Source organism: Actinospineispora acaciae DSM 45401 (genome assembly GCF_000620785.1).
Lineage (GTDB): Bacteria > Actinomycetota > Actinomycetes > Mycobacteriales > Pseudonocardiaceae > Pseudonocardia > Pseudonocardia acaciae.
This window is the reverse complement of record NZ_JIAI01000002.1, coordinates 957651-982613: the sequence shown is the minus strand read 5'-3', so window position 1 is coordinate 982613 and position 24963 is coordinate 957651. Positions and strand designations below refer to the sequence as shown.

At 72.3% G+C, this 24963-nt stretch carries 23 protein-coding genes; 8 read left to right on the top strand and 15 right to left on the bottom strand.

Going from position 1 to position 24963, the window contains the following annotated elements:
* Nucleotides 1-15: 15 nt before the first annotated feature.
* Nucleotides 16-609, top strand: a complete 594-nt coding sequence (locus N912_RS51850; protein ID WP_037064374.1) for a TetR/AcrR family transcriptional regulator — start codon at nt 16-18, stop codon at nt 607-609.
* Here the strand turns inward: N912_RS51850 and N912_RS51845 are convergent.
* Both N912_RS51845 and N912_RS51840 read right to left on the bottom strand, forming a co-directional pair.
* The gene (locus N912_RS51845) at nt 584-2149 is read right to left on the bottom strand and encodes an APC family permease (protein ID WP_084210866.1); all 1566 of its coding nucleotides are present in this window, start codon (nt 2147-2149) and stop codon (nt 584-586) included. The two genes, N912_RS51850 and N912_RS51845, sit on opposite strands and share 26 nt — an antisense overlap.
* 87 nt (nt 2150-2236) lie before the next feature.
* On the bottom strand, nt 2237-3103 hold the full coding sequence (locus tag N912_RS51840) for a winged helix-turn-helix transcriptional regulator (RefSeq protein WP_051580167.1): 867 nt from the start codon (nt 3101-3103) through the stop codon (nt 2237-2239).
* Nucleotides 3104-3261: 158 nt separating this feature from the next.
* Here N912_RS51840 and N912_RS51835 point away from each other — a divergent pair, with 158 nt between their 5' ends.
* From N912_RS51835 to N912_RS60310, 3 genes are all read left to right on the top strand, one after another.
* Nucleotides 3262-4065: an enoyl-CoA hydratase/isomerase family protein gene (locus tag N912_RS51835; RefSeq protein ID WP_051580166.1), complete on the top strand. Its 804-nt coding sequence runs from the start codon at nt 3262-3264 to the stop codon at nt 4063-4065.
* A 16-nt stretch (nt 4066-4081) separates the two neighbouring features.
* The gene (locus tag N912_RS60315; RefSeq protein ID WP_051580165.1) at nt 4082-4930 is read left to right on the top strand and encodes an enoyl-CoA hydratase/isomerase family protein; all 849 of its coding nucleotides are present in this window, start codon (nt 4082-4084) and stop codon (nt 4928-4930) included.
* A gap of 174 nt (nt 4931-5104) precedes the next feature.
* Complete coding sequence (locus tag N912_RS60310; protein ID WP_051580164.1) at nt 5105-6214, top strand: SDR family NAD(P)-dependent oxidoreductase; 1110 nt, start codon at nt 5105-5107, stop codon at nt 6212-6214.
* A gap of 11 nt (nt 6215-6225) precedes the next feature.
* On the opposite strand, the gene N912_RS51820 is transcribed toward N912_RS60310, so the two are convergent.
* The gene (locus N912_RS51820; RefSeq protein ID WP_084210864.1) at nt 6226-7152 is read right to left on the bottom strand and encodes an APC family permease; all 927 of its coding nucleotides are present in this window, start codon (nt 7150-7152) and stop codon (nt 6226-6228) included.
* A gap of 185 nt (nt 7153-7337) precedes the next feature.
* Here N912_RS51820 and N912_RS0114265 point away from each other — a divergent pair, with 185 nt between their 5' ends.
* The 3 genes from N912_RS0114265 to N912_RS0114255 are packed head-to-tail and all read left to right on the top strand — an operon-like array spanning nt 7338 to nt 9819.
* Nucleotides 7338-7919 carry a dihydrofolate reductase family protein gene (locus N912_RS0114265; protein WP_028922968.1) on the top strand — a complete coding sequence of 194 codons (582 nt, stop codon included), beginning with the start codon at nt 7338-7340 and terminating at the stop codon, nt 7917-7919.
* A gap of 9 nt (nt 7920-7928) precedes the next feature.
* Entirely contained in the window at nt 7929-8549 is a 621-nt protein-coding gene (locus N912_RS0114260) for a TetR/AcrR family transcriptional regulator (protein WP_028922967.1), read from the top strand.
* A 58-nt stretch (nt 8550-8607) separates the two neighbouring features.
* The gene (locus N912_RS0114255; protein WP_028922966.1) at nt 8608-9819 is read left to right on the top strand and encodes a Glu/Leu/Phe/Val dehydrogenase dimerization domain-containing protein; all 1212 of its coding nucleotides are present in this window, start codon (nt 8608-8610) and stop codon (nt 9817-9819) included.
* Between the two features lie 3 nt (nt 9820-9822).
* On the opposite strand, the gene N912_RS0114250 is transcribed toward N912_RS0114255, so the two are convergent.
* A complete protein-coding gene (locus tag N912_RS0114250) occupies nt 9823-11871 on the bottom strand; it encodes a primosomal protein N' (protein ID WP_028922965.1) in 2049 nt (682 codons plus the stop codon).
* A 25-nt stretch (nt 11872-11896) separates the two neighbouring features.
* Nucleotides 11897-13099, bottom strand: coding sequence for a methionine adenosyltransferase (gene metK / locus N912_RS0114245; protein ID WP_028922964.1), 1203 nt, complete (start codon nt 13097-13099; stop codon nt 11897-11899).
* A 217-nt stretch (nt 13100-13316) separates the two neighbouring features.
* On the opposite strand from metK, the gene N912_RS0114240 reads away from it, so the two are divergent.
* Nucleotides 13317-13703, top strand: coding sequence for an SH3 domain-containing protein (locus N912_RS0114240; protein ID WP_156993553.1), 387 nt, complete (start codon nt 13317-13319; stop codon nt 13701-13703).
* A gap of 66 nt (nt 13704-13769) precedes the next feature.
* On the opposite strand, the gene coaBC is transcribed toward N912_RS0114240, so the two are convergent.
* From coaBC to pyrR, 10 genes are all read right to left on the bottom strand, one after another.
* Nucleotides 13770-14999, bottom strand: coding sequence for a bifunctional phosphopantothenoylcysteine decarboxylase/phosphopantothenate--cysteine ligase CoaBC (gene coaBC / locus N912_RS0114235; protein ID WP_028922962.1), 1230 nt, complete (start codon nt 14997-14999; stop codon nt 13770-13772).
* Nucleotides 14996-15268 (bottom strand): DNA-directed RNA polymerase subunit omega, encoded by a 273-nt coding sequence (gene rpoZ / locus N912_RS0114230; RefSeq protein ID WP_051580300.1) that lies wholly within the window; start codon nt 15266-15268, stop codon nt 14996-14998. The genes coaBC and rpoZ overlap by 4 nt, the downstream gene beginning before the upstream one ends.
* A 28-nt stretch (nt 15269-15296) precedes the next feature.
* Nucleotides 15297-15884, bottom strand: coding sequence for a guanylate kinase (gmk, locus tag N912_RS0114225; RefSeq protein WP_245645277.1), 588 nt, complete (start codon nt 15882-15884; stop codon nt 15297-15299).
* An 11-nt stretch (nt 15885-15895) separates the two neighbouring features.
* On the bottom strand, nt 15896-16213 hold the full coding sequence (gene mihF, locus N912_RS0114220) for an integration host factor, actinobacterial type (RefSeq protein WP_028922959.1): 318 nt from the start codon (nt 16211-16213) through the stop codon (nt 15896-15898).
* A 278-nt stretch (nt 16214-16491) separates the two neighbouring features.
* The gene (gene pyrF / locus N912_RS0114215; RefSeq protein WP_028922958.1) at nt 16492-17349 is read right to left on the bottom strand and encodes an orotidine-5'-phosphate decarboxylase; all 858 of its coding nucleotides are present in this window, start codon (nt 17347-17349) and stop codon (nt 16492-16494) included.
* 94 nt (nt 17350-17443) lie between these two features.
* Nucleotides 17444-20767 carry a carbamoyl-phosphate synthase large subunit gene (gene carB / locus N912_RS0114210; protein WP_028922957.1) on the bottom strand — a complete coding sequence of 1108 codons (3324 nt, stop codon included), beginning with the start codon at nt 20765-20767 and terminating at the stop codon, nt 17444-17446.
* Entirely contained in the window at nt 20767-21882 is a 1116-nt protein-coding gene (gene carA / locus N912_RS0114205; RefSeq protein WP_028922956.1) for a glutamine-hydrolyzing carbamoyl-phosphate synthase small subunit, read from the bottom strand. The genes carB and carA overlap by 1 nt, the downstream gene beginning before the upstream one ends.
* Entirely contained in the window at nt 21879-23171 is a 1293-nt protein-coding gene (locus N912_RS0114200; protein WP_028922955.1) for a dihydroorotase, read from the bottom strand. The genes carA and N912_RS0114200 overlap by 4 nt, the downstream gene beginning before the upstream one ends.
* Entirely contained in the window at nt 23168-24106 is a 939-nt protein-coding gene (locus N912_RS0114195; protein WP_028922954.1) for an aspartate carbamoyltransferase catalytic subunit, read from the bottom strand. The genes N912_RS0114200 and N912_RS0114195 overlap by 4 nt, the downstream gene beginning before the upstream one ends.
* The gene (gene pyrR / locus N912_RS0114190) at nt 24103-24702 is read right to left on the bottom strand and encodes a bifunctional pyr operon transcriptional regulator/uracil phosphoribosyltransferase PyrR (protein ID WP_028922953.1); all 600 of its coding nucleotides are present in this window, start codon (nt 24700-24702) and stop codon (nt 24103-24105) included. The genes N912_RS0114195 and pyrR overlap by 4 nt, the downstream gene beginning before the upstream one ends.
* Between the last annotated feature and the right edge of the window lie 261 nt (nt 24703-24963).

Here is a 24963-nt window from a genome sequence, read left to right as displayed (position 1 = left end):
GGTAGTGTTCGAACCGTGCCCCGGCCCAGCGTGGAAGCGCAGCGCCGCAAGCAGATCCTGGACGCGGCCTGCACGGTGATCGCCAGGCGCGGCCTGCAGGAGCTGCGGCTGCTGGACGTGGCGGCGGTGGCCGGGGTCAGCTCGGGCACCATCCACTACTACTTCGACACGAAGAAAGAGCTGGTCAACGCCGCGTTCGAGTACAACTTCCGGCACTCCCTGGAGCGCAGGCGGTGGATGCAAGACGAGACCAGGCCGCCGCTGGAGCTGCTCGGCGAGATCGTCGAGTCGTACCTGCCGAACCGGGGCGCCTCGCTGCGCGCCTGGAAGGTGTGGGCCGAGCTGTGGGCCGAGGGCATCCGCGACCCCGCGCTGCGGCAGGTCAACGAGGAGCTCTACGGGCGGTGGCGCGAGCTGGTCCAGAACGCCATCGCGGCGGCGCAGCGGGCCGGCACCGCCCGCGACGGCGACCCCGAGCTGCTGGCCAACATGCTCATCGGCATGATCGACGGGCTGGCCATGCAGGTGTTGCTGCGCGCCAAGGCGATGCCGCTGGAGGCCATGCGGGAGGCCTGCCGGACCTTCATCGACCGCCTGATCGCACGCTGACCAGCTCGGGTTCCGAGGCCGGGCGTGACCGGGTCTCCCACCGGCCGACCAGGTAGAACGCCACGCCGATGCCGACGAACACGGCCAGCGGCACCAGCTGGGTGACCTCGTACGCCCACCGCTGCCCGGCGAACGCGGCCGGCAGCGCGTCGTCCGGGCTGCCCGCCGAGCCGAACCACCCGGTGCCCAGCCCCGGCCACACCAGCTGGACCAGCGTGAACAGCACGATCGCGGCGGTCAGCGCGGACGCCAGGTAGCCGCCGGCCCGCCCGCCGGGCACGGTGAACGGCCGGGCCACGCCCGGGAACTTCCGGCGCAAGACCGGCAGCGAGCAGAACATGACCAGGTAGGCCACCATGGTCATCGAAATGGCCAGGTTCAACCCGGCGCTGAAGTACTTGCCGGTGTCGCCGCCGGTGAAGTTCAGCGCGGCGACCATCACCGCGGTGGCCAGGAACCCGGACAGCACGTTGATCCGCACCGGCGTGCCGCGCCGCACCGACACCACGCCGAAGAACCTCGGCCCCGCGCCGTCCGCGCAGGCCACCGTCTGCGCCCGGCTCTCCCCCAACGCCCAGGACACCCCGCTGGTGAACAGCCCCACGATCAGCCCCACCGCGGCCAGCACCCCCACCACCGCCCCGAACCCGGTCAGCCGCACGGCGCCGTCCGCGGCCACCTCGCCGCCGTACACCGTGAACACCGCCTTGCACGCGTCGATGAACCCGCCCAGGCTGCTCACCTGCTCGCCGGGCAGCACCACCAGGATCCCGGCGATCGGCGCGGCGACCATGACGAACGACAGCAGCCCGGCCCGCAGCACGCCCAGCGGGATGGCCCGGCGCGGGTTGTGGATCTCCTCGGCGGCCGAGCTGGACACCTCGAACCCGACGAAGGTGAACACGATGACCGGCACCAGCGCGAGAAAACCCAGGTAGGTCGGTGTGAAGTCGCCCGCCGCCAGCGGCTGGGCACCCCGCGAGATCCCGTACACCACCGTGGAGACGAAGAAGAACCCCAACAGCACGATCCGGGCGACCGCGCCCGCCGCCGGCACCCAGCGCCCCACCGACAGCGACACCGAGGTGCACAGCACGCCGGCCCAGATGAACACCAGCCCGGCCAGGTAGGTCCACGGCCCGGGCAGCGGGTGCACGAACTTCTCGAACGTGGTGATCGCCACCACGCACAGCGTCCCGCCCACCCACACCGGGTTGGACAGCCAGTACACCAACTGGGTCACCCCGGCGACGAACCGGCCGAACGCCAGCCGGCTCCACGCGTACTGCCCGCCCTCCAGCGGGAACGCCGCGCTCAGCTCGGCCACGATCAGCCCGTACGGCACGAAGAACAGCACGCACAGCACGAACAGCCAGGTGAACGCCTCGTGCCCGGCGGCGGCGAGCGAGCCGATGGTGTCCAGCCCGACCAGCGAGCAGACCAGCAGGAAGAACACGTCGAACCGCCCGAGCCCCCGGCGCAACCGGCTCTTGGTGGCCCGCAGCGTGTCGGTGCCGTCGAGCGTCACAGGATCCGACATCGGCGTCGCTTCCTAACTGACCAGTCAAACAGTTAGAGCAGCATGCGACCGCCGTCACATGTTTGTCAATGGGCGCGCGCGCCGCGGTCAGTGGTCGTGCCGTGTGGTGACGTCCCCCCGGGTGATCTCCCGGCCGCAGGCTTCGCAGCACAACATCGCCTGTACGTCGTGACCACAGGAGTGGGTGAGTCGGGGCTCGCCGTCGGCCGGTGGGAGCCATCGACGGCCCCAGGTGGCCATGGCCAGCGGCAGTGGGTAGAAGTCGCGGCCCTTCTCGGTGAGTAGGTATTCGTGGCGGACCGGCCAGGACTGGTACTCCGCCCGGCGCAGGAATCCGTGCCCGACCAGGCGGCGCAGCCGTGCGGAGAGGATGTTCGGGCCGACCCCGAGGCTGTGCTGGAGGTCGTCGAACCGGCGAACGCCGAAGAACGCCTCGCGCACGATCAGGCCGCTCCACCAGTCGCCGGTCATGGTGAGCGTGTACGCGATCGAGGAGGGCTGGTTCCGTTCGAGCAGCTCGAAGTCCGGGGTGCGCCTGCGGACGTCGCCGCCGATCGCCGCCGGGGGCCGGGCGTCACCGCGCTCGGCCCGCACGTCCCTGGCCGTGATCACCTGACCGCAGGCCCGGCAGCGCAGCTCGGCGGCGATGCGGTTGCCGCAGGCCAGGTGGGTGACCGACAGCGTGGGTTCGGGCAGCGGGCGCCACCGGTCGCCCCAGCGAAGAGCGGCCATCAAACATCCGAAGAGGTCCTCGCCGCGGTCGGTCAGCTGGTAGTCCTGGCCGGTCGAGGACTCTCGAACCAACACGCCCCCACGGCCCAGCTGGCCGAGCCGGGCAGACAACGTCGCGCGTGAGATCCCGAGCCGGGCCTGGAACTCGCCGAAACGCCGAACCCGGTGGAACACGGCCTCCCGCAGGATCAGCCATGACCAGGCGTCACCGACGACCTCCATGGTACTCAAGATCGAATCACGCCAGCCGACAGCTGCCTGCGCACGGCCCTGGGTCATAACCACCCCATCTAGTCTGCTTACGATACTTACTTTCACAACAAGACTTACGGTGTTAGGGTTCGTCCTCAGCATCGGTACGGATCCCAGGAGCCCACCGTATGAGCCAGCATCCCTCCCCTTCGGGCAAGCTGATCATCAGCCGCGACGGCCCGGTCACGACGATCACGCTGAACCGTCCAGAGGTCCACAACGCGCTCGACCGCGAGGTCTCCGCCGAGCTCAACCGCGCGGTCAAGGACATCGACGTCGACCGGCAATGCCGAATCGTGGTGATCCGGGGCGCCGGTGACACATTCTGCGCCGGCGATGACATCAAGGAGTTCACCACCTGGTCCGGCGAGGACGGGCTCTGGCAGCTCCGCCAGTACCAGGAGACGGTGAACATCATCTCCAACCTGGTTCCGGTCACCATCGCCGCCGTGGACGGCATCTGCACCGGCGGCGGCCTCGAGCTCACGCTGGTGTGTGACTTCGTGATCGCCACCCACCGGTCGCGGTGGGGAATGCCCGAGATCAACTGGGCTATCACCCCGGGATGGGGCGGCACCGGTCGGCTGGCCAAGTTCGCCGGCCGGCGCAAGGCCAAGGAGTGGAACCTCATCGGTGCGCTGTTCTCCGCCGCGACCGCCGAGCGGCACGACCTGGTCAACCGACTCTGCGAGCCCGAGGCGCTCGGCGAGCAGGTGGACGGGCTGATCGAGGTCCTGCTGGACAAGAGCCCAGCCACCCTGCTGTGCACGAAGTACTTCCTGGACAAGGGCGCGGACCTCGACATGTGGTCCAGCCTGGCTTTCGAGGGCGCGCCGCCCCGCGAGCCGTTCGGAGCCGGCATCCGGGATTTCACCCACAGACAAACCCGCGACGCCCGGCGTCGCCTCGTCACGAACTTCTGGCAGGACTAGCAGGCAGGAGCATCTGATGAACCCGCGCAGCCGCTCGCACCAGACGCTGGATGTCCGCCAGGAGGGACGCAGGGTGTTCCTCACCCTCTGCCGACCCGAGGTCCACAACGCCCAGAACGAGGCCCTGATCAACGACCTGCACGACGCCACCAACGGCCTGCGCGACCGTGACGACTTCGACGCGGTGGCGATCGGGTCACTAGGCGACCATTGGTGCACCGGCCTGGACATGAAGGCCGCACAGCAACACGGATGGCGACCCAGCCGCGAAAGCGCCGAGCGCTGGGACACCGCAATCGCGAACCTACAGGCAATCGACCAGGTCGTGGTCGGCCTCATCGACGGCTACTGCCTCGGCGGCGGCATCCAACTCGCAATGGCATGCGACCTCCGGGTGGCAACCGAACGGGCCGTCTTCGCCATCCCCGCCTCACGCGAGGTCGGAATCCTCGGCGGCATGGCGACCTGGTACCTGCCGCACCTACTCGGTATCGGCAGGGCCAAAGCGCTGATGCTCGGCGGCGCGGTGCTCGACGCCGCCCACGCCGCGCACTGGGGCCTCGTCGACCAGGTCGTCCACCCCGACCACCTGCGCGCGGCGTGGGAACAGATCGTCGCGCCCCTCACCGCCGACACCCTGGCCAGCGTCGGCGCATGCAAACACATCATCAACACCGCCAACGACACCAGCTTCCAGGACGCCTGGACCTACTACCTCAACACCCAACAGCGGCTCATGGCCTCCCCGGCCAGCGCCAACCTCGCCGCGGCGACGATCGAACTCCTCCAACAAGGCAAACGGCCCTACCTCGAAGTGGGCTGGCTCCCATTCGACAACCCGAACCCGGCTCCACCACGTCAGTGAGGCCACTGTCACCTATCCACGCCGGTATGCGCGGCCGAGCATGAATCGTGACGATCTCGGTGCCTTGTGGGTGGTCATCATGAAGTCCAGGGTGAGACCGCAAACAGCGAATCCGTACGAACGTTGCTGTTCCCGCGATCTACAACCGCTGGGCTGACCGGGAAGGGCAAACACATGGCCGATCAGGACGGGCGGGTCGCCATCGTGACCGGCGGGGCGGCCGGGATCGGGTTGGCGACGGCGCTGCGGCTCGCCTCGGACGGCGCGCACGTGGTGTGCGGCGACCGTGATCCGGGCCCGACGGAGAACCCGGCGATCGGTTCCTTCCAGGTCGACCTCTCCAGCCCGGACGGCCCGGCCGACCTGGTGACCGAGGCGATCCGTCGGCACGGCCGGCTCGACGTGCTGGTCAACAACGTGGGGATGGCGACCCGGGCCGGGCTGGCGGCGGTGACCGACGGCGACTGGGACGCCACCTTCCGGCTGAACCTGATGTGCGCGGTGCGGGCCACCCGGGCCGGGCTGGACGAGCTGCGCCGCTCGCCGGCGCCCTCGGTGGTGTTCGTCGCATCCACCACCGCACGGGTCCCGGACCCGTACTTCGTCGACTACGCCGCGTCCAAGGCCGCCGTGCTGGCCGTGGCCAAGGCACTGTCCGAGGAGCTCGGCCCGGACGGCATCCGGGTGAACTCGGTGTCGCCGGGGTCGATCCGCACCCCGCTGTGGGACCGGCCCGGCGGCTTCACCGAGTCGATCACCCGCCGGTACCGTCATCGTCTCGAACGACGGCGTGAACGTGTGCCCGTACGGCCCGCCGCAGTAGGTCGCCGGCCGGGCCACCTCCCACCGGATGTCGCCGTTCCCGTCCAGCATCCCGTCGTCGCAGGACGCGGCCACCACCTCACCGACGATGGTGACCCGGTCCCGCCAGACCATGTTCCACAGCACCTTGCACTCGAAGTGCCGGCCGTACTCGGCGATGCGCGGCGGTCGCACCCTCCGCGCCTGCAGCGCCGTCAGGCCCGCCCGCTCCAGCTCGTTCACGCCCGGCTCGAAGTCCAGCCCGGTCACGCACATGCTGGCGAGCTGGTCGGGCCGGAACGGCCGGGCCTGCTCCGGGAGCTGTCGGCGCAGCGCGGCCACCACCAGCGGCCCGGCGCCGAAGGACAGGATGGTCGCCGAGGTGATGAAGCCGGCCAGCTTCTGCCAGGACGGGAACGGCAGGAAGAACAGGCAGCCCACGACGAACATCACCAGGATCGACACCCACGGCAAGCCCCTTGAGTTGATCTTCGTCAGCCCTGCGCGTAGGAGACCCTGGCCGCCGACGCGGCGTAGATCAGCCCGGTGTCGAACGGCGAGACGACCGCGTCCACCCGGATCAGCACCACCAGCCAGGTCAGGCCGACGGCGCCGGCCAGCCCGGCCAGCGGCCCGAACCCGTCCGCCAGAGCCAGGTGCGCCCACCCTCCGGCCAGCGCGTCCGCCGGGACGGCACCGGTCACCGCGACCTGCAGGAAGATCAGGATCACCCCGCACAGCAGCGCCGAACCGAGCAGCGCGAACGGCACGTTGCGGTGCGGCCTGGTGCTCTCCGCCGCCAGGTCGACGGCCTGTCGGCAGCCGAGGAAGCTGAACACGATCCCGCCGGAGGCCACGGCGGAGAGCACCGAGCCAAAGCCGTACGGCGCGAACCCGCCGGTCGACGCCGCGGTGAACCGGGACGAGTCGAAAGTGGCCGTCAGCAGGATGACCGACACCAGCACGACCGAGACCGCGATCCCCACGGGGGTCAGCACCGGGACGTCGTCGGCCCGCTCGAAGAGATAGGGCAGATATGCCGAGGCGTACTGCAATGTCGCGAGCACCTCGATCGGCGGCACCGCGGCAATGGCCAGCCAGGTAATCCAGCCCATCGTGTAACTGGCGAACGAGCCGAACGAGTACTGCGGGAATCGGCTCACCCCGCCCGCGACCGGGAACATGGCGCTGAGTTCGGCAAAGGTCACCACGATGAGCAGGATGAGCACGATCCCGATCACCCAGGACACCACGGCGGCCGGGCCGGCCAGCTTCGCGGCCGTGACCGGCACGAACAGCCAGGACGAACCGATGATCGCGCCGCAGCTGACGAACAACAGGCCGAGCTTTCCGATATCGCGGCGCAGACCCTTGTCGGACAGCGGAACTGACGCGTCGAGATCACGAGTTGTCTCGCTCATGCGGGGCTTCCCGTCTTTGCGAAGATCCGGCGACCGGTCGAATGTTCGGGAAGTATGCGCGCGCGCTCGCCGCCGTCACCAATACCTAAGCCCGCCACAGCTATGCCTGTCTCACTATGGTCGACCCGAGAAGATATGCCGCGAGAACCCGATGAGTTCCGCCGCCGAGGGCCGTCTGAGCATGCATGAACACGACACCCCACCCAGAACCGCAGACGCCGGCCGGCAAGGTGCTCTGGCACTTCACGATGTCGCTCGACGGCTTCGTCGCGGGGCCGAACCACGCGATGGACTGGATGTCCGGGTTCTCCGGCCGGCCCGGCCTTGAGGAGGAGTACACCGCGACCACCGGCGCCGTGCTCGGCGGCCGCAACGGCTGGGACGCGTTCCCCGGATCCCGCCCTTACGGGGGCGGCGAGGCCTGGCGCGGTCCGGTCTTCGTCCTCACCCATCACCCGGAGGACGCCACGCCGGCCGACGACGTCACGTTCCTCACCTGCGACGTCGCCGAGGCCGTGCGGATCGCGCTGGACGCCGCGAACGGCAAGAACGTCGAGGTGCACTCGGCCTCGATCGGAGCACAGCTGATCGAGCGCGGCCTGATCGACGAGATCGACCTGCACATCGTGCCGGTCCTGCTCGGCGACGGCATCCGGCTGTTCGACAACCCCGGCGGCGCACCCGTGCGCCTCGACCGCGTGCACGACGGCCCTCCGAACGCCGTGCTCAGCGTCCGCTTCCGACCGGCGCCCCGTGGTCCCGCGTAGCGTGGGCGAATGGCGCGGGTGAAGAAGGGGGCCGAGGTCCGGCGGGCGGAGATCCTGGCCTCGACGCTCGAGCTGATCGGCGAGCGGGGCATCGACGCGCTGCGCGGGGTGGACGTGGCGCAGCGCCTGGACATCAGCCCGGCGCTGGTCTTCTACCACTTCGACAGCCTGGAGAACCTCGCGGTCAGCGCGTTCCGGTACGCCACCGAGCGCGACCTGGCCAAGCTGGACGAGCTGCTCGACGCGCCCGGGTCGAGCCCCGGCGAGCGGCTGCGCACCGCGCTGCGCGAGTACGGCCCGACCGGATCCGGGGCGAGCTGGCGGCTGTGGATCGAGGGTTGGTCGGCGGGCCTGCGCAACCCTGCGCTGCGCGCGGTGCTGCACGCGCTGGACCAGCGCTGGCGCAACGTGGTCACCGACCTCATCGCGGAGGGGGTCGCGCGCGGCGAGTTCCACACCGGGGACCCGCGCGGCGCGGCCTGGCGGCTGACCGCGCTCATCGACGGCCTGGCCGTGCAGCGGATCGCCTTCGACGACGCGATCTCCCCGGCGGACCTGGAGCGCTGGGTGGAGACCGCGCTGCGCTCCGAGCTGGGCACAGAGCTGGGCACAGAGCTGGGCACCGGTTGACCGGCGCCTCCCGCCGGTGGTACTGACTAATTGGTCAGTCAGCCCACGGGAGGTTCCGGTGCCGCTCGCCCTGCCCAACGCGATCTCCGCCGCGCCCGGCGCCCGGGCCGACGCGCCCTACCTCGAGGTCGGCTGGTCCGACCCGGAGTCCGAGGCGCGCGGCTACCTGGTGATCGACCGGTTGGTGCGCGGGCTGTGCAGCGGCGGGTTGCGGATGCGCGCGGGGTGCACGACCGCCGAGGTGCGCGGGCTGGCCAGGGGGATGACGCTGAAGGAGGCGCTGCACTACGAGCCGGGCGCGCGGTACGTGCCGCTGGGCGGGGCCAAGGGTGGCATCGACTTCGACCCGTACCACCCGGACGCTGAGGGCGTGCTGTTCCGCTACCTGGCGGCGATGCGCCCGATGGTCGAGCACCACTGGTCGATGGGCGAGGACCTCGGCGTGCGCCAGGACGCGGTGGACCGGGGCATCGCGCGGTGCGGGCTGGACAGCTCGGTGCAGGCCGCGTTCCGGGTGCTGCCCGACCCTGACGCGGCGCGCGCCAGGCTGGCCGCCGCGTTCGCCACCGTGCTCGACGGGGTGCGGCTGGACGAGCTGGTCGGCGGCTACGGCGTGGCACAGGCCGCGCTCGCCGCGCTGGGGCACCTCGGGCGGCGGCCGGAGGCGAGCACGGCGGTGATCCAGGGCTTCGGCTCGATGGGCGGGGCCACCGCGCGCTACCTGGCCGCCGCCGGGGTGCGGGTGGTCGGGATCGCGGACGTGCGCGGCCTGGTGGCCAACCCGGCGGGGCTGGACGTGGAGCGGCTGCTGCGCACCCGCACCCCGGGCGGCGAGCTGGACCGCTCCCAGCTGCGTGCCGAGGACGAGCGGCTGCCCGGCGAGCGGTGGCTGTCCTGGCCGGCGGACGTGCTGGTGCCGGCGGCGGCGTCCTACGTCATCGACGCCGGCAACCACGGCGAGGTGGCCGCGTCGCTGATCGTGGAGGCGGCCAACATGCCGGTCACCCCGGAGGCGGAGGACGCGCTGCGCGGGCGCGGCGTGCTGATCAGCCCGGACTTCCTGGCCAACTCCGCGACGAACGCCTGGTGGTGGTGGGTGCTGTTCGGCGACATCGACGCGGGCGGTTCGTTCGACAAGATCCGCGCGCGGATCACCGAGCTGAGCGGGCGGGTGCTGGAACGGGCCGGCCAACGAGGGACCAGTCCGCGCGCGGCGGCGTTGGCGCTGGCCACCGAGAACCTCGCGGAGGTCACCGCCCGGTACCCGTGACCGTCAGCCGATCTCGTGCGGGTCGACGTGCACGCGGACCGGGTCGGGGGCCTTGCGGGCGGTGCGGGCGGCCTGGGCGGCGACCAGCGCGGCGGCGAGCGCGCGGGCGTCGGCCTGGGGCACCCTGATCAGCGCCCGCTCCTTGGGCGGGTCGGCGGCGCGCTCGTCCAGCTCGACGGGGCCCAGCACCTCGGCGGACGCGGGCAGTTCGACGGTCTCCAGGAACTCGGCCAGCGCGTCGGGGATCGCGTCCACGGCGGCCATCCGCACGGCGGGCGGGAACCCGACCTCGGCTCGGGCGGCCAGCTCGGCGGCGGCGTGGCCGGCCGGGTCCCAGCGGACCAGCGCCTGCACGAGGGCCAGCCCGGCGTCGGCGGCCACCACCACCCGCCCGCCGGCGTCGGCCGGCCGCACCAGGGCGGCGGCGGCCATCCAGCGGCGCAGCGTCTCCTCGGCCACCCTCAGGTCCGGCCGGGACAGCAGCGCCCAGCCGTCCAGCAGCAGCGCGGTGCCGTAGCCGGCGCCGCCCGCCGCGCCGTCCACCCACGGCTCCGCGCCGGGCGTCGCCACCACCAGCGCCGCGCCCGCCGGCACGGTGGACAGCACCTCGGTGCCGCCGCCGGAGCCGCGCACCGGCGTGTCGGGGAAGGCCCGCCCGAGCTCCTCAGCGGTGCGCCGGGCCCCGACCACCGTGGCCCGCAGCCGCCGCGAGCCGCACGCCGAGCACCGGAACGCCGGCTCGGCCACGCCGCACCAGCGGCAGGTCGGCGAGGCGGCCTGCTCGCGGTCGTCGGGCGTCATCGCCCGGGGCGAGACGGGCAGGCCCAGCGGCCCGGCGCATCGCCGGCAGCGGGCGGTCTCCCGGCAGGCGCCGCAGGCCAGCCCGGGCACGTACCCGGCGCGCGGGACCTGGATCAGCACCGGCTCGTCCCTGGCCAGCGCGGCCCGGGCGGTATCGAAGGCGACCTTCGGCAGCCGGGCGGCGTGGGCCAGCGGGTCGCGGGACAGCTCCGCCTCGCTGTCCCCCACCGGGGCGATCCGGGGCGCCACCGCGCGCACCCGCGCCCGGTCCGCCCGCACCTCGCGCGCCCAGCCGGACTCCACCAGCAGCTGCGCCTCCGCGGTCCGGGCGAAACCGGCCACCAGCAGCGCGGCCCCGGTCTGGTGCGACCGGTAGACCAGCACGTCGCGCGCATGCGGGTACGGCGCGCGCGGCTCGGCGTGCACGTCCTCGCCGTCGTCCCAGATCACCAGCAGGCCCGCGTCCGTGACCGGAGCGAACGCGGCCGCCCGGGTGCCCACCACCACCCGGGCCTGCCCCCGGCGCGCGGCCAGCCAGCTCCGGTAGCGCCGCGCCGGGCCCAGCTCGGCGGTCAGCGTGACCACCGCCGCCGGGTCGATCCGCTCGGCGCAGGCGGCCTGCAGCCGGGCCACGTCGCGCTGGTCGGGGACGACGAACAGCGCAGCCCGGCCGGCGGCCACCGAGGCGGCGGCCAGCTCGGCCAGCCGGGCCGGCCAGTCCTCCCCCGGCGTGGGCTGCCAGACCGCGTGCGCCCCCCGGCCGGCGGCCACGGCGGCCAGCAGCGCTTCGCCGTGGCCGTACCGGGCCCAAGCGTCCGGGTTCGGCGGCGCCGGTGTCGGAACGGCGACCGGCGCGACCTGCTCCGCCTCGGTGCGGGCGTGCCGGGGCGGCACCGCCAGGCGCACCACGTCGGCGAACGTACCGGCGTACCGGTCGGCGACGGTGCGGCACAGCGCGACCATCTCCTCGGAGAGCACCGGCTCGGCGGAGATCACCCGCTCCAGCCAGCTCAGCCGGCCCTGATGCTCCGAGCGCGCCAGCCGGCCCAGCACCACGCCGTCCACCAACTGCCCGGAAAACCGCACCCGAACCCGGACACCCGGGCTCACGTCGGCGTCCATGGTGTCCGGCACCAGGTAGTCGAACGGCCGGTCCAGGTGCGCCAGCGGCACGTCCACGGCGACCTGCGCCACCGGGAGCTCGGCCGCCTCCCGCCGCTCACCTCGCCGCTTGGTCCGGGCCGCCGTCACACCTCTCGGTTTACCAGAGCGCGCGCTACGCCCCGGCGGCGGACTTCAGCGCGTCGGCCCGATCCACCCGTTCCCACGGCAGGTCCAGGTCGGCGCGGCCGAAGTGGCCGTACGCGGCGGTCGGCCCGTAGATCGGGCGCAGCAGGTCCATGTCCCGGATCAGCGCGGCCGGCCGCAGGTCGAACACGTCGGCGATGGCGCCCTGGATCTTCGTCGGGTCCACCACCTCGGTGCCGAAGGTCTCCACGAACAGCCCGACCGGGGCGGCCTTGCCGATCGCGTAGGCCACCTGCACCTCGACCCGCTGCGCCAGCCCGGCGGCCACCACGTTCTTGGCCACCCAGCGCATCGCGTACGCGGCCGAGCGGTCCACCTTCGACGGGTCCTTGCCGGAGAACGCGCCGCCGCCGTGCCTGGCCATCCCGCCGTAGGTGTCCACGATGATCTTGCGACCGGTCAGCCCGGCGTCGCCCATCGGGCCGCCGATGACGAACCGGCCGGTCGGGTTGACCAGCAGCCGGGCGTCGGAGGTGTCCAGCTTCAGCTCGGCCAGCTCCGGCTCGACCACCTGCCGGCGGATGTCGCCCACCATGACGCCGTCCAGGTCGACGTCCTCGGCGTGCTGGCTGGACACCACCACGGTGTCCACCCGGACCGCCTGGTCGCCCGCGTACTCGATGGTGACCTGCGTCTTGCCGTCCGGGCGCAGGTAGTCGAGCATGCCGGACTTGCGCACCTCGGCCAGCCGGCGGGCCAGCCGGTGCGCCAGCGCGATCGGCAGCGGCATCAGCTCCGGGGTGTCGGTGCAGGCGTAGCCGAACATCAGCCCCTGGTCGCCCGCGCCCTGCCGGGCGATCAGGTCCTCGGCCGCCTCGACCCGCGCCTCGTAGGCGGTGTCCACGCCCTGCGCGATGTCCGCCGACTGGGCGCCGATCGCGATGTTCACGCCGCAGGAGTGGCCGTCGAACCCCTTCGCCGAGGAGTCGTAGCCGATGTCCAGGATGCGCTCGCGCACCAGCGTGGGAATGTCCACGTAACCGGACGTGGTGACCTCGCCGGCCACGTGCACCTGACCGGTTGTGACCATTGTCTCAACGGCGACCCGGCTGCGCGAGTCCTGGGCCAACAACGCGTCCAGTACGGAGTCGCTGATCGCGTCGCACATCTTGTCCGGGTGACCCTCGGTCACCGACTCGCTGGTGAACAACCGCCGGCTGCCGCTCGCCACTCCGATACCCCTGTCCTGTTGTGACCAGTCCGCCAGGCACCGAGCCTAGTCGACCCGCGCGTGATCGTCGTTGGGCACGAAGCCGGTATCACAACCGACATGCTTGGGGCCAGCCCCAAATGAACACTGAACGAGATAGGGGCGTTACCCAACGCGAGCGGCGTCGTTGAAGCGAGTGAACGCGGACCCCGCGACGTTTCCGAGAGAGGTAACGAGCATGCCCAAGCTTCGAGTGACAGGACGCCTGGCCGCGCTGACCGGCGCGGGCGCCGTCGCCGCGACCACCGCGCTGGTGGTGACCGCCTGGCCGGCGATGGCGGCGGGCACCCAGGAGGTGTCGTGCACCGACCAGGTACGGGTGCGGTCCCAGCCGAACCTGTCGGCGCCCGTGATCGGGTCCTGCGCGCCCAACGAGAAGATCACCGTTGACGAGACGCGCAGCAACTTCGCCCACTCCGTGAACAAGCAGGGGTGGATCTCCATGGACTACATCAACGGCAAGAAGCGCGAGGTCGGCTCGAGCGGCAGCGCCAAGCCGAGCGACAGCAAGAAGAAGAAGGACGACGACGACGATGACTCGGGCGGCGCTCTCGGCGGCCTGTAGTCCGCCCCCGCTCGAAACATCCGACGGCCCCGCCCGGTGACCAGCACCGGCGGGGCCGTCGTTCGTTCAGCTCAGGCGCGCCGCGACCGCGTCCCACACCCGCGAGGCCAACAGCGCCTTGGACCCGGCGGGCAGCTCCACCTCTGTGCTGATCCCCGGGCCGCCGCCCAGCAGCCAGCCGGCGTTGTCGGGCTGGCCGAACGTGCGGCCCTCCCCCACGGCGTTGACCACCAGCAGGTCGCAGCCCTTGCGGGCGAGCTTGGCCCGGCCGTGGTGCAGCACGTCGCCGGACGCGTCGCCGGTCTCCGCCGCGAACCCGACCACCAGCTGCCCCTCGCGGCGCAGGCCGACCAGCTCCACCAGGATGTCCGGGTTGGTCACCAGCTCCACGCTCGGCGGGCCCGCGTCGGTCTTCTTGATCTTGTGGTCGGTGAGGCTCGCGGGCCGGAAGTCCGCCACGGCGGCCGCCATGACCAGCACGTCGGCCCGCTTGGCCTCGGCCAGCATGGCGTCGCGCAGCTCGGCGGCCGTGCCCACGCCGACCATCCGCACCCCGGCCGGCGCCACCAGGTCGTCGGTGTGCGCGGCCACCAGGGTGACCTCGGCGCCCCGTTGCGCGGCGACGGCGGCCAGCGCGTAGCCCTGCCGCCCGGACGAGCGGTTGCCGAGGAAGCGCACCGGGTCCAGCGGCTCGCGGGTGCCACCGGCGGACACCACCACCCGGCGCCCGGTCAGGTCCCGGGGCAGCGCGTCCGGCCGCTCCAGCAGCAGCCTGGCCAGCTCGGCGATCTCCACCGGCTCGGGCAGCCGCCCCGGCCCGGTGTCCACGCCGGTCAGCCGGCCGGACGCGGGCTCCATCACGATCACGCCCCGGGAGCGCAGCAGCGCCACGTTGTCCCGGGTGGCCGGGTGCTCCCACATCTCGGTGTGCATGGCGGGCACCAGCAGCACCGGGCAGCGGGCGGTGAGCAGGCTCGCGGTGAGCAGGTCGTCGGCGCGCCCGTGCGCCACCCTGGCCAGCAGGTCGGCGGTGGCCGGGGCGACCACGACCAGCTCGGCGTGCTGGCCCAGGCGCACGTGCGCCACCTCGGGCACGTCGTGGAACACGCCGGTGTGCACCGGCTGGTGCGACAGTGCCTCGAAGGTGGCGGCGCCGACGAACTTGAGCGCGGACTCGGTCGGGATGACCCGAACCCGGTGCCCGGACTCGGTGAGCCGGCGGAGCAGCTCGCACGCCTTGTAGGCGGCGATCCCGCCGGCTACGCCCAGGATGAGATTCCGGGGCTCTGTGGTCACTCGCCCTCGGTGTGTTCCAGCAGCCCGTCGTGGATCTCGCGCATGGCGATGGACAGCGGCTTCTCCCGCGGACCCGGCTCGACCAGCGGGCCGACGTACTCCAGCAGGCCCTCGCCGAGCTGGGAGTAGTAGTCGTTGATCTGGCGGGCGCGCTTGGCCGCGTAGATGACCAGGGCGTACTTCGAACTCGCCTTGTTCAGCAGTTCGTCGATCGGTGGGTTGGTGATGCCCTCGGGCGCGCTCAGCGTCGAGGTGTCGGTCAGCGGCATGCTCACTACAAAGGCTCCCTGCAGGGGGTCAAGAACTGAGGCGGGCAGGTCCCCCGTCGGGGACGCCTGTCACCAAGTTTACCAATCGCCGGACCACCCGGTCCGGCTCGTCGTTGACCACCGACACGTCGAACTCGCCGCGAGCGGCCAGTTCCTCGCGCGCGGTGGCCAACCTGCGCCGGACGACCTCGGGCGGCTCGGTCCCCCGCCCGGACAGGCGCTGGACCAGGTCGTCCCAGCTCGGCGGGGCGAGGAACACCGTCACCGAGTCCGGGCGGGCGGCCTTGACGGACCGCGCCCCGGTCAGGTCGACCTCGACGAGGACCGGGTCACCGGCAGCGAGGTGCTCGTCCACCGGCCGGGCCGGTGTGCCCGAACGGTGCAGGCCGCCGTGGATCTCCGCCCACTCCAGCAACGCGCCTTCGGCGACCATGCGGTCGAACTCGGCGTCGTCGACGAAGTGGTAGTCGCGCCCCTCGACCTCGCCGGGGCGCGGCGCACGTGTCGTCGCGGACACGCTGAAGTACAGCCTGGGAAGTTCCCGACGCAGTGCAGCCACCACCGTCGACTTCCCGACGCCGGAGGGGCCGGCCAGAACGACCAGCCGGCCCCTCACGGCTCCTTCGGTCACTCCGAGTCGAAGTCAGCGAGCAGAGCCTTGCGCTGCCGCTCGCCGAGGCCGCGCAGCCGGCGGCTCGGGGCAATCTCCAGGCGCTCCATGATCTGCTGAGCACGGACCTTGCCCACGCCCGGCAGGGCCTCGAGCAGTGCCGAGACCTTCATCTTGCCGAGCACCTCGTTCGAGTCGGACTGGTCGAGGACCTCCTTGAGGTTGGTCCCGCCGCGCTTGAGGCGGTCCTTGAGCTCGGCCCGAACCTTGCGAGCGGCCGCGGCCTTCTCCAAAGCGGCGGCCCGCTGTTCTTCGGTGAGCTGGGGAAGGGCCACGATCTCCTCCGTGATGTACAAGCTGGTAGTGCTCTTCTAGGTGGACTCGAACGTACTCACAGACCTCGACCGGCTCGCAACGGGGGTACCCCTGAGAGCCAGGTCAGCGGCCTGCACGCCATTCGGCGCATACGTCCGTGGCCTCGGCGCAAACGCCGAGACCCATCACTCACGATGCCCGCCCGGAACTTTTCCGGTAAACAATTCGGGCTCGGAGCGCACAACGTCACTGTGGATTCCCCCACGCCCCGCATCGTCGGTGACCAGCGCCTTCGCCGTCAACCAGGCGCGCCGTTCGACCCGCTGAGCGGGATGCCGGCGAGTTCCTCCCGCCACCGCGCGGCGGCCTCGCGCAAGGCTGTCTCGTCGGGCCCCGCGCCGAGCAGCGAGCGGGACACCGCCGGCAGAATCAGGCCGTTGACCTGGGAAAATCGTTCTCTGAGGTCGGCCGGGGTGGCGCCCTGCGCGCCCAGGCCCGGCGCCAGCACCGGCCCGTTCAGGTCCTTCAGCGCCAATCCGTGGTCGATGGTGGCGCCGACCACCACACCCACGTCGCCGAGCGGTGTTCGCCCGGCGTTCACCGCAGCGGCGGCGTCCACCATGACCTGCGCCACCCGGCCCGCTTCCGACCGGGCCAGCTGCACCTCGGCCCCGTCCGGGTTCGACGTCCTGGCCAACACGAACACCCCGCGCCCGGAGGCTTGCGCGGCATCCAGCGCCGGACGGAGGGAGCCGAAGCCGAGGTACGGCGAGAGGGTCACCGCGTCGGCGGCCAGCGGGGCGCCGTCGGTCAGGTAGGCGTCCGCGTAGCCGCCCATGGTGGAGCCGATGTCGCCGCGCTTGACGTCCAGCAGGGTGAGCAGGCCGGCGTCGCGAGCGTCCGCGAGCGTGCGCTCCAGCGCGGCGATGCCCGCCGAGCCGTGCCGCTCGTAGAACGCCGACTGCGGCTTGACCAGCGCCACCTGCCCGGCCAGCGCGGCCACCACCGCCCGCGAGAACCGCTCCAGTCCGCGCGGATCGTCCCCGAGCCCCCACGCCGCGAGCAGCTCCCGATGCGGGTCGATGCCCGCGCACAGCGGCCCGTACAGCGCCACCGCCGCCACCAGCCGCTCCCCAAAGCTCGCGCTCGCGCTCATGGGCGCTCGTTTCCAGGGGGCTCGCACACCCACTGTGTACGCCGCACACGTGCTGGAACCGGTGTGCGAGGCACGAACCGGGTGTGCGAGCCCATCAGGTGCGCGCCTTGCCTAGGGCGGCGTGGAGGTCTTGGAGCGAGCGGACGGTTAGTTCGCCTCTCGTCAGGGCCTCTATGCCTTGGACGGCGGCGGCGGCCGCTTGGACGGTGGTTAGGCAGGGGACGCCTCGGGCTACGGCGGCGGTGCGGATCTCGTAGCCGTCCACGCGGGGGCCGGGGTTGCCGTAGGGGGTGTTGATGATCATGTCGACTCCGCCGTCCTGGATCAGGTCGACGATGTTGTCCGGGCCTTCGAAGTGCTTGCGGACCACGGTCACGGCGATGCCGTTGCGGCGCAGGACGTCGGCCGTTCCGACCGTGGCCAGGACCTCGAAGCCGAGGTCGGCCAGCCGCTTCACCGGGAAGATCATCGCGCGCTTGTCCCGGTTGGCCACCGAGACGAACACCCGCCCGCCGGTCGGCAGCGAGCCGTAGGCGGCGGCCTGCGACTTGGCGAACGCGGTGCCGAAGGCGACGTCGATGCCCATCACCTCGCCGGTGGACTTCATCTCCGGGCCGAGCAGCGAGTCCACCCCCTGGCCCTCCGGGGTGCGGAACCGGTGGAAGGGCAGCACGGCCTCCTTGACGGCGACCGGGCCGTCCACCACGTCGGGCAGCGCGCCGCCGTCCCCGGTCGCCGGCAGCAGGCCTTCGGCGCGCAGCTCGGCGATGGTGGCGCCGAGCATGATGCGGGCGGCCGCCTTGGCCAGGGGTACGGCGGTGGCCTTGGACACGAACGGGACGGTGCGCGACGCGCGGGGGTTGGCCTCCAGGACGTACAGCGTGTCGCCGTGCAGCGCGTACTGCACGTTCAGCAGCCCGCGCACGCCGATGCCGTGCGCGATCGCCGCCGTGCTGTGCCGCACCGCGTCCAGGTCGGCCCGCCCGAGCGTGACCGGCGGCAGCGCGCACGCCGAGTCGCCGGAGTGCACCCCGGCCTCCTCGATGTGTTCCATCACGCCGCCGAGGTAGACGTCCTCGCCGTCGCACAGCGCGTCCACGTCGATCTCGATGGCGTCGTCGAGGAAGCTGTCCACCAGCACCGGGTGCTCCGGGCTGACCTCGGTGGCCCGCTCGATGTACCCGCGCAGGGTCTGCTCGTCGTAGACGATCTCCATGCCGCGCCCGCCCAGCACGTAGGACGGCCGGACCAGCACCGGGTAGCCGATCTCGGTGGCGATCCGGCGCGCCTCCTCGAAGGAGGTGGCGGTGCCGTACCGGGGCGCGGGCAGCCCGGCCTCGGCGAGCACGGCGCCGAACGCGCCCCGGTCCTCGGCCAGGTTGATCGCCTCCGGCGAGGTGCCGACCACGGGCACCCCGGCGTCGGCCAGCCGTTGTGCCAGCCCGAGCGGGGTCTGCCCGCCGAGCTGCACGATGACCCCGACCACGCCGGGCCCGCCGGCGCCGGACTCCCGCTCGGCGTGCACCACCTCGAGGACGTCCTCGAAGGTGAGCGGCTCGAAGTAGAGCCGGTCGGCGGTGTCGTAGTCGGTGGACACCGTCTCCGGGTTGCAGTTGACCATGACGGTCTCGTAGCCGGCCTCGCGCAGCGCCATGACCGCGTGCACGCACGAGTAGTCGAACTCGATGCCCTGCCCGATCCGGTTCGGCCCGGAGCCCAGGATCAGCACCTTCGGGCGGTCGGTCTGCGGGGCGATCTCGGACTCGGCCGCCGGGTCGGTCTCGTAGGCGCTGTAGTGGTACGGGGTGCGGGCGGCGAACTCGGCGGCGCAGGTGTCCACCGTCTTGTACACCGGGCGCACGCCCAGCCGGTGGCGCAGCAGCCGCACGCCGTTCTCCCCGGCCAGCTCGGGGCGCAGCGCGGCCACCTGCCGGTCGGACAGCCCCGCCCGCTTGGCCCTGCGCAGCAGCCCGCCGTCCAGCACGGGCGCGGTTTCGATCTCCCCGCGGAGCTCCACCAGCGCCGCGATCTCGTCCACGAACCACGGGTCGATGCCACTGCGCCCGGCCACGTCCGCCACCGAGGCGCCCAGCCGCAACGCGCGCTCCACCGCGTAGAGCCGCCCGTCGGTGGCGACGGTGACGGCGTCCAGCGCCTCCTCGACGGTCGCGCCGTCCGGGTCCTTCCTGGTCCAGAACCCGGCGGCCGAGGTCTCCATCGAGCGCAGCGCCTTGCCCAGCGCCTCGCCGAACGAGCGGCCGAGCGCCATCGCCTCGCCGACGCTCTTCATGGTGGTGGTCAGCCTCGGGTCCGCGCCGGGGAACTTCTCGAACGCGAACCGGGGCACCTTGACCACCACGTAGTCCAGCGCCGGCTCGAAGCTGGCGGGGGTCTCGCCGGTGATGTCGTTGCGGATCTCGTCGAGGCTGTAGCCGACCGCCAGCTTGGTGGCGATCTTGGCGATGGGGAACCCGGTGGCCTTGGAGGCCAGCGCGGACGAGCGCGACACCCTCGGGTTCATCTCGATGACCACCAGCCGGCCGGTCTCCGGGTGCACCGCGAACTGGATGTTGCACCCGCCGGTGTCCACCCCCACCGCGCGCAGCACCGCGATGCCCACGTCGCGCATGCGCTGGTACTCGCGGTCGGTCAGCGTCATGGCCGGCGCCACGGTGATCGAGTCGCCGGTGTGCACGCCCATCGGGTCGACGTTCTCGATCGAGCAGATGACCACCACGTTGTCGTTGCGGTCGCGCATCAGCTCGAGCTCGTACTCCTTCCACCCGAGCACGCTCTCCTCGACGAGGATCTCCGTGACCGGCGATGCGTCCAGGCCGATCGACGCCAGGCGCTCCAGCTCGTCGGGCGTGTGCGCGAGCCCGGAACCGAGCCCGCCCATGGTGAACGAAGGCCGCAGCACCACCGGCAGCCCCAGCTCCTCGGTGGCCGCCCGCACCTCCTCCATGGAGTGGCAGACCCGGCTGCGCGGCACGTCGCCGCCGATGGACAGCACGATGTCCTTGAACTTCAGCCGGTCCTCGCCGCGCTGGATCGCATTGATATCAGCACCGATCAATTCAACGCCGTAGCGTTCCAGCACGCCCTGCTCGTGCAGTGCCACGGCGGTGTTCAGGGCGGTCTGCCCGCCCAGGGTGGCCAGCAGCGCGTCCGGGCGCTCGGCGGCGATCACCTTGGCCACGAACTCCGGGGTGATCGGCTCGACGTAGGTGGCGTCGGCGAACTCCGGGTCGGTCATGATCGTGGCCGGGTTGGAGTTCACCAGGCTGACCCGGATGCCCTCCTCGGCCAGCACCCGGCAGGCCTGGGTGCCGGAGTAGTCGAACTCGCAGGCCTGCCCGATCACGATCGGCCCGGAGCCGATCACCAGCACGTGCCGCAGGTCGTCTCGTCTGGGCATCAGCGAGCACCCGCCATCTGGTCGACGAACCTGTCGAAGAGATCCGCCGCGTCGTGCGGGCCGGCCGCCGCCTCCGGGTGGTACTGGACGCTGAACGCCCGGCCGCTGTCCAGCGCCAGGCCCTCCACGCAGCCGTCGTTCGGGCAGGTGTGGGTGACCCGCGCGCGACCGAACGGGGTGTCGAACTCCTCCCCCGCCTCGCCGGTCACCGCGAACCCGTGGTTCTGCGAGGTGATCGCCACCCGGCCGGTGGCGTGCTCGACCACCGGGATGTTGATGCCGCGGTGGCCGTAGCGCATCTTGTACGTGCCCCGGCCCAGCGCGCGGGCCAGGATCTGGTTGCCGAAGCAGATGCCGAACACCGGCGTCCCCCGCTCCAGCACCTCGCGGGTGAGCGCGACCGGCTTGTCGGCGGTGGCCGGGTCGCCGGGGCCGTTGGCGATGAACACGCCGTCCGGGCGGATCTCCTCGATCGCGGCCAGCGGGGAGTCGGCCGGCAGCACGTGGGTCTCGATGCCGCGCTGGGCCATCATCCTCGGGGTGTTGAACTTGATCCCGACGTCCAGGGCGGCCACCCGGAACCGGCGCTCGCCGTCCGCCGGGACCACGTAGGTCTGTTTCGTGGTGACCGCGCCGTAGAGGTCGGCGCCCTCCATCTTCGGGCTGTCGTTGACCCGCGCCACCAGCCGGTCGGTGGTGTCCAGCGCGTCTCCGGAGAACACCCCGGCGCGCATCGCGCCCCGTTCACGCAGGTGACGGACGAGGGTGCGGGTGTCGATGCCGGCGATGCCGACCACGCCCTGGCGGGCCAGCGCGTCGCCGAGGCTGCCGGTGGCCCGCCAGTTGGACGGGGCGCGGGCGGGGTCGCGCACCGCGTAGCCGGCGACCTGGATGCCGCTGGACTCGTCGTCCTCGTCGTTCCACCCGGTGTTGCCGATCTGCGGGGCGGTCTGCACCACGATCTGGCCGTGGTAGGACGGGTCGGTCAGGGTCTCCTGGTAGCCGGTCATCCCGGTGGTGAACACCGCCTCGCCGAGCGCCGCGCCGCGCGCGCCGAACGGCTCCCCGGTGAACACCCGGCCGTCCTCCAGCACCAACAGTGCCGCGTCGGTCACTTCCTCACCTCCCCGTCGCGCGCCGTGACTCGTCCGCGCAACACCGTGGCCACCACCCGCGCCGGCAGCCGCATGCCTTCGTACGGCGTGTTGTCGGCCAGGCTGGCCAGCCGGGCGCCCCGCACCGTCCACTGGGCGTCCGGGTCCACCAACGTCAGCGTGGCGGGCTCGCCGACCTCGACCGGGCGACCCTGCCCGGCCAGCCCGCCGATCTCGGCGGGCCGCTCGGAGAGCACCCTCGCCACCCCGCGCCAGTCCAGCAAGCCCGGCTCCACCATCGTGTGCACCAGCACCGACAGCGCCGTCTCCAGTCCGAGCATGCCAGGCCGCGCCGCCGCCCACTCGCAGTCCTTGGCCTGCGGCGGGTGCGGGGCGTGGTCGGTGGCCACGCAGTCGATCACTCCGTCGGCCAGCGCCCGGCGCATGGCCGCCGTGTCCGCCCCGGTGCGCAGCGGCGGGTTGACCTTGTTCACCGGGTCGTAGCTGGTCAGCGCGGCGTCGGTGAGCAGCAGGTGGTGCGGGGCCACCTCGGCGGTGACCCTGGTGCCCGCCGCCTTGGCCGCGCGCAGCACCTCCACGGTGCGCGCCGACGAGACGTGGCACACGTGCAGCGCGGCGCCGGCGTCGCGGGCCAGCGCGCAGTCGCGGGCCACGATGGTCTCCTCGGCGGCGGCGGGCCAGCCGGCCAGGCCGAGGCGGGCGGCGACCACCCCTTCGTGGGCCTGCGCGCCGTCGGTCAGCCGGTGGTCCTCGGCGTGCTGGGCGATCACCGCGTCCAGCGCCGTGGAGTACTCCAGCGCGCGGCGCATCAGCAGCGGGTCGTGCACGCAGTGCCCGTCGTCGGAGAACATCCGCACCCCGGCCGCGCTCGCGGCCATGGTGCCCAGCTCGGCCAGCCGCTCGCCGGCCAGCCCGACCGTCACCGCGCCGACCGGGTGCACGTCCACCAGCCCGACCTCGGCGCCGCGCCGGTACACGTGCTCGGTGACCACCGCGTTGTCCGCCACCGGGTCGGTGTTGGGCATCGCGAACACGGCGGTGAACCCGCCCAGCGCGGCCGCCGCCGATCCGGTCTCGATGGTCTCGGCGTCCTCCCCGCCCGGTTCGCGCAGGTGGACGTGCAGGTCGACGAACCCGGGCAGCGCGACCAGCCCGTCGGCGTCGATCACCTCGGTATCGTCGTCCGCGTCGAGACCGGAACCGATCTCCGCGATGAGCCCGTCACGCAGCAGCAGGTCCACCGGCTCGCCCTCGCCGTACGGCCGGGCGTTCTTGATCAACACACTCACGCCGCGACCTCCGGAGCGCCGGCCAGCAGGTGGTAGAGCACGGCCATCCGCACGTGCACCCCGTTGCGCACCTGCTCCAGCACCGCCGCCCGTGGCGAGTCCGCGACCGCCGGCGCGATCTCCATCCCGCGCACCATCGGCCCGGGGTGCAGCACCACCGCGTCCTCCGGCAGCATCGCCAGCCGCCGCTCGGACAGCCCGTACCCGATCGCATACTCCCGCGCGGACGGAAAGAACCCGCCCCTCATGCGTTCCGCCTGCACCCGCAGCATCATCACCGCGTCCATCGCGGGCAGCTCGGCGTCCAGGTGATGACTCACCCGGCACGGCCAGTCCGCCACCCCCACCGGCAGCAGCGTGGGCGGCGCCACCAGCACCACCTCCGCGCCCAAGGTGGCCAGCAACAGCACGTTCGACCGCGCCACCCTGCTGTGCGTGACGTCGCCGACGATCCCGATCCGCTTGCCCGCCACGGACCCCAACCGGTCCCGCAGGGTGGCCGCGTCCAGCAGCGCCTGGGTCGGATGCTCGTGCGTGCCGTCACCGGCATTCACCACCGCCGGCCCGCCGTCGCGCCCCGCCCACGCCGCGATCCGATGTGCCGCGCCCGATGACGGATGACGGATCACCACGCAGTCCGCGCCGGCGGCGGCCAGGGTGGCGGCAGTATCCCGCAGCGACTCCCCCTTGGACACCGACGATCCGCGCGCGCTGACGTTGATCACGTCCGCGCTCATCCACTTGCCGGCGATCTCGAAGGACACCCTGGTCCGCGTCGAGTCCTCGTAGAACAGCGTGATCACCGTGCGTCCCCGCAACGTCGGCAGCTTGCGCACCTCGCGGCCGAGCAGCGCCTGCTTGAGCCGGTCGGCGGTGTCCAGCAGCAGGGTGGCGGTGGCCGCGTCCAGGTCCGCGATGGACAGCAGGTGCTTCATTCCGAGCCCCCCTCACCACGACGCAGCAACACCGCGTCCCGCCCGTCCACCTCGGACAGCAGCACGTCCACCTGTTCCGCGCGCGAGGTCGGCACGTTCTTTCCCACGTAGTCCGCGCGGATCGGCAGCTCGCGGTGGCCCCGGTCGACCAGCACGGCCAGCTGCACCGCGCGCGGGCGGCCGTGGTCGCGCAGCGCGTCCAGCGCGGCCCGCACCGTCCGCCCGGAGAACAGCACGTCGTCGACCAGCACCACCAGCCGGTCGTCCACGCCGCCGTCCGGGATGGAGGTGGGCTCCAGCGAGCGGGCCGGGCGACGGCGCAGGTCGTCGCGGTAGAGGGTGGCGTCGAGGGTGCCGACGGCGGGCGCCGCGCCGGCGAACTCGGCGATCGCGGCGCCGAGCCGGCGGGCCAGCGGGGCGCCCCGGGTGGGCAGCCCGAGCAGCACCACTGTGTCGGCGCGCGCCGGTTCGAACGCGGTCTTCTCGATGATCTGGTGGGCGATGCGCGCAACGGTGCGGGCGACGTCGGACGCGGAGAGCAGCTCGGTGCCCGCCGTCGTCGACTTCGCGCCGCGCGCGCGCCGGGGAGACGCCACGCGGAAACTCCTTCCCTTTCCCGCCTCACGGGACGGGCCTTAAAGGACGCCTCGACGCTACCAGGACGGGCCACCCTTTCGGGCGGCACGCGGCCGTTGGCAATCAACCGACCGGGTGGAGTCCGACACAACGCCAGGGGCCGGACAGAGACCAGCTTGACCTAGTGACGGAAACGAGCGCATGATTACTCTGCGTATCGATCACTATGCCCCACGCTCCACCGCCAGGATGGCCAGCCGGGGCAATCTGAAACGGAGATT

Coding starts and splice junctions, on each gene's coding strand:
- N912_RS0114195 (WP_028922954.1), bottom strand. CDS start 24,106: ATGAAGCACCTGCTGTCCATCGCGGACCTGGACGCGGCCACCGCCACC.
- N912_RS60310 (WP_051580164.1), top strand. CDS start 5,105: ATGGCCGATCAGGACGGGCGGGTCGCCATCGTGACCGGCGGGGCGGCC.
- pyrF (WP_028922958.1), bottom strand. CDS start 17,349: ATGAGCGCGAGCGCGAGCTTTGGGGAGCGGCTGGTGGCGGCGGTGGCG.
- N912_RS51820 (WP_084210864.1), bottom strand. CDS start 7,152: ATGAGCGAGACAACTCGTGATCTCGACGCGTCAGTTCCGCTGTCCGAC.
- N912_RS51840 (WP_051580167.1), bottom strand. CDS start 3,103: ATGGAGGTCGTCGGTGACGCCTGGTCATGGCTGATCCTGCGGGAGGCC.
- N912_RS51845 (WP_084210866.1), bottom strand. CDS start 2,149: ATGTCGGATCCTGTGACGCTCGACGGCACCGACACGCTGCGGGCCACC.
- carB (WP_028922957.1), bottom strand. CDS start 20,767: ATGCCCAGACGAGACGACCTGCGGCACGTGCTGGTGATCGGCTCCGGG.
- N912_RS51835 (WP_051580166.1), top strand. CDS start 3,262: ATGAGCCAGCATCCCTCCCCTTCGGGCAAGCTGATCATCAGCCGCGAC.
- N912_RS0114260 (WP_028922967.1), top strand. CDS start 7,929: ATGGCGCGGGTGAAGAAGGGGGCCGAGGTCCGGCGGGCGGAGATCCTG.
- N912_RS0114265 (WP_028922968.1), top strand. CDS start 7,338: ATGAACACGACACCCCACCCAGAACCGCAGACGCCGGCCGGCAAGGTG.
- N912_RS60315 (WP_051580165.1), top strand. CDS start 4,082: ATGAACCCGCGCAGCCGCTCGCACCAGACGCTGGATGTCCGCCAGGAG.
- rpoZ (WP_051580300.1), bottom strand. CDS start 15,268: ATGCCGCTGACCGACACCTCGACGCTGAGCGCGCCCGAGGGCATCACC.
- N912_RS0114240 (WP_156993553.1), top strand. CDS start 13,317: ATGCCCAAGCTTCGAGTGACAGGACGCCTGGCCGCGCTGACCGGCGCG.